Origin of the sequence: Brevundimonas sp. (genome assembly GCF_031082345.1) — a bacterium.
Taxonomy (GTDB): domain Bacteria; phylum Pseudomonadota; class Alphaproteobacteria; order Caulobacterales; family Caulobacteraceae; genus Brevundimonas.
The window spans coordinates 1-7,407 of sequence record NZ_JAVHLH010000143.1; the positions used below are offsets into that span (position 1 = coordinate 1).

7 protein-coding genes and 1 pseudogene are annotated in these 7,407 nt (G+C 67.2%); 6 read left to right on the top strand and 2 right to left on the bottom strand.

Annotated elements, in window-relative coordinates:
* Positions 1-376: pseudogene (locus RDU12_RS10075) on the top strand (amino acid permease); the annotation flags it as partial.
* Positions 377-504: 128 nt separating this feature from the next.
* Here the strand turns inward: RDU12_RS10075 and RDU12_RS10080 are convergent.
* A complete protein-coding gene (locus tag RDU12_RS10080; RefSeq protein WP_308684546.1) occupies positions 505-780 on the bottom strand; it encodes a metal-sensitive transcriptional regulator in 276 nt (91 codons plus the stop codon).
* Positions 781-881: 101 nt separating this feature from the next.
* On the opposite strand from RDU12_RS10080, the gene RDU12_RS10085 reads away from it, so the two are divergent.
* The 5 genes from RDU12_RS10085 (at position 882) to RDU12_RS10105 (ending at position 6,328) form a co-directional block, all read left to right on the top strand.
* Positions 882-3,236, top strand: a complete 2,355-nt coding sequence (locus RDU12_RS10085) for a heavy metal translocating P-type ATPase (RefSeq protein ID WP_300289602.1) — start codon at positions 882-884, stop codon at positions 3,234-3,236.
* A gap of 245 nt (positions 3,237-3,481) precedes the next feature.
* Positions 3,482-3,775 carry a DUF6768 family protein gene (locus RDU12_RS10090; protein ID WP_300289595.1) on the top strand — a complete coding sequence of 98 codons (294 nt, stop codon included), beginning with the start codon at positions 3,482-3,484 and terminating at the stop codon, positions 3,773-3,775.
* Positions 3,776-3,990: 215 nt separating this feature from the next.
* Entirely contained in the window at positions 3,991-4,845 is an 855-nt protein-coding gene (locus RDU12_RS10095; protein WP_300289593.1) for an ABC transporter ATP-binding protein, read from the top strand.
* Positions 4,842-5,555: a hypothetical protein gene (locus tag RDU12_RS10100; RefSeq protein WP_300289592.1), complete on the top strand. Its 714-nt coding sequence runs from the start codon at positions 4,842-4,844 to the stop codon at positions 5,553-5,555. Before RDU12_RS10095 ends, RDU12_RS10100 begins: the two co-directional genes overlap by 4 nt.
* Before the next feature lie 83 nt (positions 5,556-5,638).
* Complete coding sequence (locus tag RDU12_RS10105; protein WP_366145262.1) at positions 5,639-6,328, top strand: hypothetical protein; 690 nt, start codon at positions 5,639-5,641, stop codon at positions 6,326-6,328.
* A gap of 271 nt (positions 6,329-6,599) precedes the next feature.
* Here RDU12_RS10105 and RDU12_RS10110 read toward each other — a convergent pair.
* Positions 6,600-7,407 (bottom strand): relaxase/mobilization nuclease domain-containing protein (locus tag RDU12_RS10110; protein ID WP_308684547.1); only part of this gene is annotated, 808 nt, incomplete at its 5' end.

Consider the following 7,407-nt stretch of genomic DNA (forward strand, 5'->3'; position numbering starts at 1 on the left):
CAGCCATTTCGGCATGCCCGGCGCGATCAAGGACCACACGCTCGTTTACACCGTCGTGATCGCAGGCTTTCTGACAGTCTTCTTCGACCTGAGCCGGATCGCCTCGCTCGGCGCCTTTTTCTATCTGGTGATGGATATGATCATCCACTGGGGCGTGTTCCGGCATCTCCGCCGGGAGATCAGCGCGCGCGGATGGGTGCTGCTGATGGCCATTGCGCTCGATGCAGTGGTGTTGGCCGCCTTCGTCGCAATGAAGTGGCGGTCCGATCCGCTCATCGTTGTTATCGGCGCCGTCGGTATGGCGTTGGTGTTCCTGTTCGTCCGGATTTACCTGGCGCGCAATCCGGTCACGGAAGGCGCTCACGACCGCCATTGAAAATGGCGTGGAGGCATGAGTTCCGGACCTTGCCTGACAGACACGATGGCCGAGGTCGCTTGTCCTTGTTGCGAGGAACAGGCATCGGCAGGGGACGTTAGCGGTCCGACAGTCTCGTTCCGTCAGACCTATCGAGCAGCGCGGGCCAGCAGTTCGATCAGCTCGGCGGCCTTGGCCTTTCGATCCTCGGGATCGTCGCCGGTCATCGCGCCCATGACGCAGTGGTCGAGGTGATCCCTCAACACTTCCGTCTCCACGCGAAGGAGCGCTGCGCGGACGGCCCGCAACTGGGTGAGCAGGTCGATGCAGTAGCGGTCTTCGTCGACCATGCGGGCGATGCCCCGCACCTGGCCTTCGATCCGGCTCAGTCGGTTAAGGATTTTGGGCTTCGTGTCGATTTGCATGCGGCCTCGCCTCCAGAGCCCTGGATATACCCCACAAGGGTATCTTGCGCTATACCCCCTATGGGTATATTCAGGCACTCGGATCAGCCGGAGAAAGCGCCATGTCCACGCCTCCTCACAGTCACGTCGCAGATCATTCGTGTTGCTCGGCCAAAGCCTCTGCGGGATCGGCCACGGTAAAGGATCCGGTCTGCGGGATGTCGGTTGATCCAACGGCAACCGCTCACCGAACCAGTCATCACGACCAGGACGATTTCTTCTGCTCGGCGGGGTGCCGAACGAAGTTCGTCGCGGCCCCGGAACGTTATCTGAAGCCCCGCGCGGAGCCCGTCCCCGCCATTGCGGGCGTGATCTACACCTGCCCCATGCACCCGGAAATCCGGCAAGAAGGGCCAGGCTCCTGCCCGATCTGCGGCATGGCGCTGGAGCCGGAAACCGTCGCCGCCGTAGCGCCGCCCAACCATGAACTGGTCGACTTCACCCGCCGCTTCTGGATCGGTCTGGTTCTGACGCTGCCAGTCTTCGCGCTGGAGATGGGCGGGCACCTGACGAACCTGCACATGCTGTTTTCCGGACAGGCGTCGAACTGGATCCAGTTCGCTCTGGCCACGCCTGTCGTCCTGTGGTGCGGCCTGCCCTTCTTCCAGCGTGGCTGGACCTCGCTGCGCACCCGCCGACTGAACATGTTCACCTTGATCGCCATGGGGGTCGGTGTCGCCTGGCTCTACAGCGTCGTGGCCGTCGTGGCGCCCGGATTGTTCCCGCCCGCCTTCCTCAATGCCGACGGCAGCGCGCCGGTGTATTTCGAGGCGGCGGCGGTCATCACGGTGCTGGTGCTGGTCGGACAGATCCTGGAACTCCGCGCGAGGGAGCAGACGTCAGGGGCGATCCGGGCCTTGCTCGATCTCACGCCCAAGATCGCGCGACGGGTTCGGGCGGACGGCGTCGATGAGGACGTCTCGCTTGACCAGATCATTGTCGGCGACTCCCTGCGGGTCCGCCCCGGCGAGAAGATCCCCGTGGACGGCGAAATCCTCGATGGCCGCGTCGCCGTCGATGAGTCGATGGTGACCGGCGAGTCCATGCCGGTGACCAAGGAGATCGGCGACCGGGTCGTCGCTGGAGCCCTGAACAAGACCGGGTCCTTCATCATGCGCGCCGACAAGGTCGGGGCCGACACCCTGCTGGCGCAGATCGTCCAGATGGTCGCCCAGGCCCAACGCAGCCGCGCACCGATACAGCGGCTGGCCGATACGGTGTCAGGCTGGTTCGTCCCGACCGTGATCGCGATCGCCCTGCTGGCCGCCGCCGTCTGGGGACTGGTCGGGCCGGAGCCCCGGTTGTCCTATGCGCTGGTCGCCGCCGTTTCGGTCCTGATCATCGCCTGTCCCTGCGCGCTCGGTCTCGCGACCCCGATCTCGATCATGGTGGGTGTCGGACGAGGCGCGCGCGCCGGGGTCCTGATCAAGAACGCCGAAGCCCTGGAGCGCTTCGAGAAGGTCGACACCCTGATCCTGGACAAGACCGGCACCCTGACCGAGGGACGCCCGTCCGTGACGGCGATGCTGATCGTCCGGGGCTTCGACGAAGCAGACGTCCTGCGTCTTTCGGCCAGCCTTGAGCGTGGAAGCGAGCACCCCCTGGCGGATGCGATCGTCCAGGCCGCCAAGGCTCGCGATCTGCCCATGTCAGAAGCTGTGGACTTCGACAGCCCGGTGGGACGCGGCGTGCGCGGGACGGTCGAAGGTCGCCGGGTGGCCCTGGGCAATACCCGGTATCTCGGTGAGCTTTCGATCGACGTCTCCACCCTGGAGCCGAAGGCGGACGCTCTCCGGAACGACGGCGCCACGGCCATTTTCGTGGCGATCGACGGCAAAGCCGCCGGGGTCATCAGCATCTCCGATCCGGTCAAGGCCACCACGCCGGCCGCGATTGTCGCGTTGAAGGCCGCCGGTCTGAGACTGGTCATGATGACGGGGGACAACCGAACGACGGCCGAGGCCGTGGCGCGACGCCTCGGCATCGACGAGGTCCACGCCGAAGTCCTGCCGCAGGACAAGGCGTCCGTCGTCGAACAGCTTCGCTCGCAAGGCCGCATCGTCGCCATGGCGGGGGATGGCGTGAACGACGCCCCCGCCCTGGCCGCCGCTGATGTCGGCGTGGCCATGGGCGCCGGTTCGGACGTCGCGATCGAGAGCGCCGGAGTCACCTTGCTGAGCGGAGACTTGGAGGGGATTGCTCGCGCGCGGCATCTGTCGCGTGCGGTCATGGGCAACATCCGCCAGAACCTTGTCTTCGCCTTTGGCTACAACGCGCTTGGCATCCCGGTGGCGGCCGGTCTCCTGTATCCGGTGTTTGGGTGGTTGTTGTCGCCTGCCCTGGCGGCGCTCGCGATGGCGCTCTCCTCGGTCAGCGTCATCGGCAACGCGCTGCGGCTGAGGGCGGTGCGACTTTGATCGGACACCTGAGGCGCTGACGCCGCCAAGGATTTGCCGGGACGGGCAGGCATGTGGTTGGAATGACGACGCCCAGGTTTCAAGGCCATTGGTGGTGGCCAGAGTAGTCCCGCCTGGTCGCGGTCGATCATAATCGCGGTTCGAGGACCGCGAAGTGAACCGGATCGGCCTGCGGAGGCACCTGTCTCTATCAGCGTCACCCCGGAAAGCCGGGATCCCGACGCTTCCCGATCCGAGGAGACACCATGAATCGCTTCGAGCACGCCATCAAGCAGGCGCTCGCGATCGAACAGGCGGAGATCCTGAAGCGGTTCGTCGAGGCCTCCCCTCCCACGGACGGCGTTCGCCTGCTTGCCCGGCGGTCGAGGTGGAGAAGCATCGGTCCGACCGCCATTCTGACCGCCGCCCTCGCCGCAAGCCTCTGGAAGGGCTGGAATGCGCTGCGGGCCGACGCCGTCCTAGACGCGCTCCACTGGGGATTGCCCTGCGCAGTTCTTGTCGTCGCGGCTCTGCTCATCATGTTGGTCGGGCGTGGCTGAAGCAGTTCGACCGGCTCCACCTCGCGGCAAAGCGTCTGCAGCTGGCCGCAGTCCGCCGGCCGGGCGGGTGGCGGAGCGACGGACAAGCCGCCTGGTCGACCTGTTCCGCCCAAGGCTGAAGGGCGACTTGGGTCTCAAGAGCGAATTCGGCGCCGGAAACTGAACCGAACGGTATGGTCCCGGCACCTTGGTCTGACGTCGGGGAGAAACAGGACATGATGATCGAGGCCACGGAGCTGACGTTCGCCTATGGCGGGCGACCCCCGTCTGTCGACGGGCTTAGCTTTTCCGTGGCGGAGGGGGAGATTTTCGGCTTCCTCGGACCGAGCGGCGCCGGAAAAAGCACCACGCAAAAAATCCTGATCCGGCTGTTGCGGGGCTACCGCGGCGACCTGCGCGTCATGGGAAGCCCCGTGAAATCCTGGGGGCCGGACTATTTCGAACGGATCGGCGTCTGTTTCGAACTGCCGGGCGCCTATCGCAAGCTCACCGCGATCGAGAACCTTCGCTTCTTCGCCTCCTTCTTCCGCACGCCCACGCGCCCGCCAGAGGAGGTGCTGGAGTGGGTGGGGCTGCGCGCCGACGCGGACAAGCGCGTCGAGCAATTTTCCAAGGGCATGCAGACACGGTTGAATCTCGCCCGGTCGCTGATCAACCGGCCCGCCCTCCTCTTCCTCGATGAGCCCACGTCGGGGCTGGACCCTGGCAATGCGCGGATCGTCCGCGACTTAATCCGGCGCGAACGCGACGGCGGAACCACGGTCTTTCTCACCACCCACGACATGCACGTCGCCGACGAACTCTGCGACAATGTCGGCTTCCTGGTGAATGGCCGCCTTGCACGGGTCGGCGCGCCGTCGGCCTTGCGCCTCGAGCACAGCAATCGGCTCGTCGAGGTCCAGTCCGGCGTCGCCGGAGCGCTCCGCAGCGACCGCTTCCCCCTCGATGGCCTGGCCGTGAATGCCGAGTTCCAGCAGCTGATCGCCGATAACCGGATCGAAGCGATCCACTCGCTGGAGCCCAGCCTCGAGGACGTCTTCATGCGCGTGACCGGGGAGCGGCTGGCATGAGCGCCCTTGCCCAACTCGCCGGCAACGATCTGCGAACCCTTTATCGCTCGGGCTATATCTGGGTGAGTCTGGCGGTGTTCGGTTTGATGCTCGTGGTGGCGCTGCAGGCCTCGCGCCTGGACTTCGCCGGCTACGAAAGGCTCATCGCCGCGGTCATTCTCTTCGACGTGGTTCTGTCGCCGCTCATGCTCGTGGGGCTGATGGTGTTGCTCGAGCGCGGCGAAGGCGCATTCGCGGTGCTGTGCGTCAGTCCCGCGCCGACGCCGGCCTATATCGTCGCGCGCGTCCTGACGGTGAGCCTGATTTCGCTGGCGCAAACCCTGGTGATCGTCCTTGTGGTCTACGATGGGGCGCTATCGCCCCTCGCCCTCACCGCGGGCCTGGCCGGGGCAGCGAGCCTCTCGGCCCTGTTCGGGTTCGTCCTCATCGCCTATTTCGACGACCTCTACGCCTATCTCTTCCCCATGATCGGCGCGATCATGGCGCTGGGCGTCCCCGGCTACGGCGTGCTGCTGGGCATCGCCCCCGAATGGCTCGCCTGGCACCCGACCGCCGGGGCCCTGGTCTTGATCGAGACGGCTTTCAGCCTGGACGCCCCGCAAGGGCCGGCGAGGGCGAGCGCGTCTCTGGCGGCCTGGCTCCTCGCAGCCGGAGGCCTCGCCTATCTGGCCGTTCGGCGCATGCGGGCCCGGATCGGGGGCGCGTCATGACCACGGCATCTCCCTCACGGCCCCGGGGTCTGATCGCAACCCTGGTCGCGGCCGATCTTCGACGGGTGACCCGGGATCCTCTGATGGCGGGAATCATCGCCGCGCCCCTGGCGGTCGCCCTGATCTTCCGGTTCGCCGTTCCCGACGCCGAGACCCTTCAGGCCACCCTCGCCGCCTATCTGGGCGAGGACCTGGGCGCGTCGTTGGCGCGCGCCGCGCCGCTGCTGCTGATGAGCCTTCTGACGGCGATCGCGCCAGGCATGGTCGGCGCGGTCTATGGCCTGTTGCTCGTCGGCGAGCGCGACGAGCGCACCATGATGGCGTTGCGGGTCATGCCGGTGTCCTTCGCGCGCTATCTGGCGGCCAGGCTGTTCACACCGCTCGCCTTCTCGGTCGGCGTGACGATCGTCGCCTATCCGGTGGCCGGATTGGCGCCGCTGCCGGTCACGACCGTGGCGCTGATCGCGATCGTGAACGCCATCAGCGCCCCGGTCGTCGCCCTCGCCATGGCGGCCATCGCCAGGAACAAGATGGCCGCCCTTGCGGTCATGCGGGTGGCGAACAGCGTCCTCGCGCTTCCCGTGCTGGCCTATTTCGCCGTCCCGCCCATGCTCTATCTGGCGTGGCTCTCGCCGGCCTACTGGCAGATGAAGTCGCTGTGGCTCGCCGCCGACGCCGTTCCCTTCCTCGGAACCCTGGCGGTGGCCGCCGCGATGAACATCCTGCTTCTGCTGCTGTTCTACGCGCTCTTCGAGCGCCAGGGCGAACCCTAGTCGGCCGTCCCTCCTCTGGCCCGCCACGATGTTCGGCGCAGCGACGCGCGCGATGTCGGTCCGGGAATTTCTCGCGAACCTAGCCAATCCACGCAATCCCGCCGCGCCGCTTCGCGCCTATGCGAGTCGGCTACGGAACGAAGTGAGGGACCGGTTTGAGTCCCGTCGCGCCGAACAGGGGCGCCGCGCGGGACAAAGACCGCCGACTTACCTGCCGGCGAAGGTGGCGACGGTCGGCGCCGACCAGGGAAGGCCGGACCCGGACGCAGCCTCATCGGCGCCGTGGGCGCTCGGGTTCTTGGTCCGCCTCGGCCCGGCGATCGGCATCGAGCCTTCGCCTGATGTGATCCCGCTGCGTTTCGACGGCCGGCATGGTCCGCACGAAGCGCTCCAGCACCTCCGCCGCGGCGCGATCGCCGGGCTTCTCTGACCGAGACAGTTCCAGGGCTTCCGCGACGAGCGCGCGGCGAATCTTCCACTGGCGTTCGCGCACGGCGTCACGCCAGGGCTCGGCGTCATGTCCCGCCCGGCTCGCCTGGGCCGCGGCGCCGGCCAAGACGCGCGGGATCGGCCCATCTCCCCCGACATAGCGCTCCCTCAGCTTTCGCACCGAGATGCGTTCAGGCTTTCTCACGACGCCGCGGGCGCGGCGAGGAGTCGCCTCCGCCTCGACGCCGCGGGCGCGCAGGGCACGGGCGAAGCCCTCCCGCCAGGCCTGCAGATCGGCCTTGCGCGGGTTCAGACGCTCGCCCTCCCGCCCCAGCATGCGGACGGTGAGATGAACGTGCGGATGGCGGTCGTCGGTGTGCAGGGCGAAGACCCAGGGGAAGCGCTCACCGAAGGTCGCCAGGGCGAAGGCGCAGGCGCTGTCCCGGACGCGGAGGGGATCGGTCCCGGCCGGCATGCTCAGCACCAGGGACAGGGACACCGGCGCGTCGCGACGGCGCCCCGGCTCGGCGGCGAGTTCGGCGGCCCAGTCCTCCGCCAGGGTCCGGACCGCGGCCCGACCTTCGAAGCGCTCGCCGTCCGGTCCCTCCAGCACAAGCTTGCCGTTGCGGGAGATGTAATCCAGGTGCCGC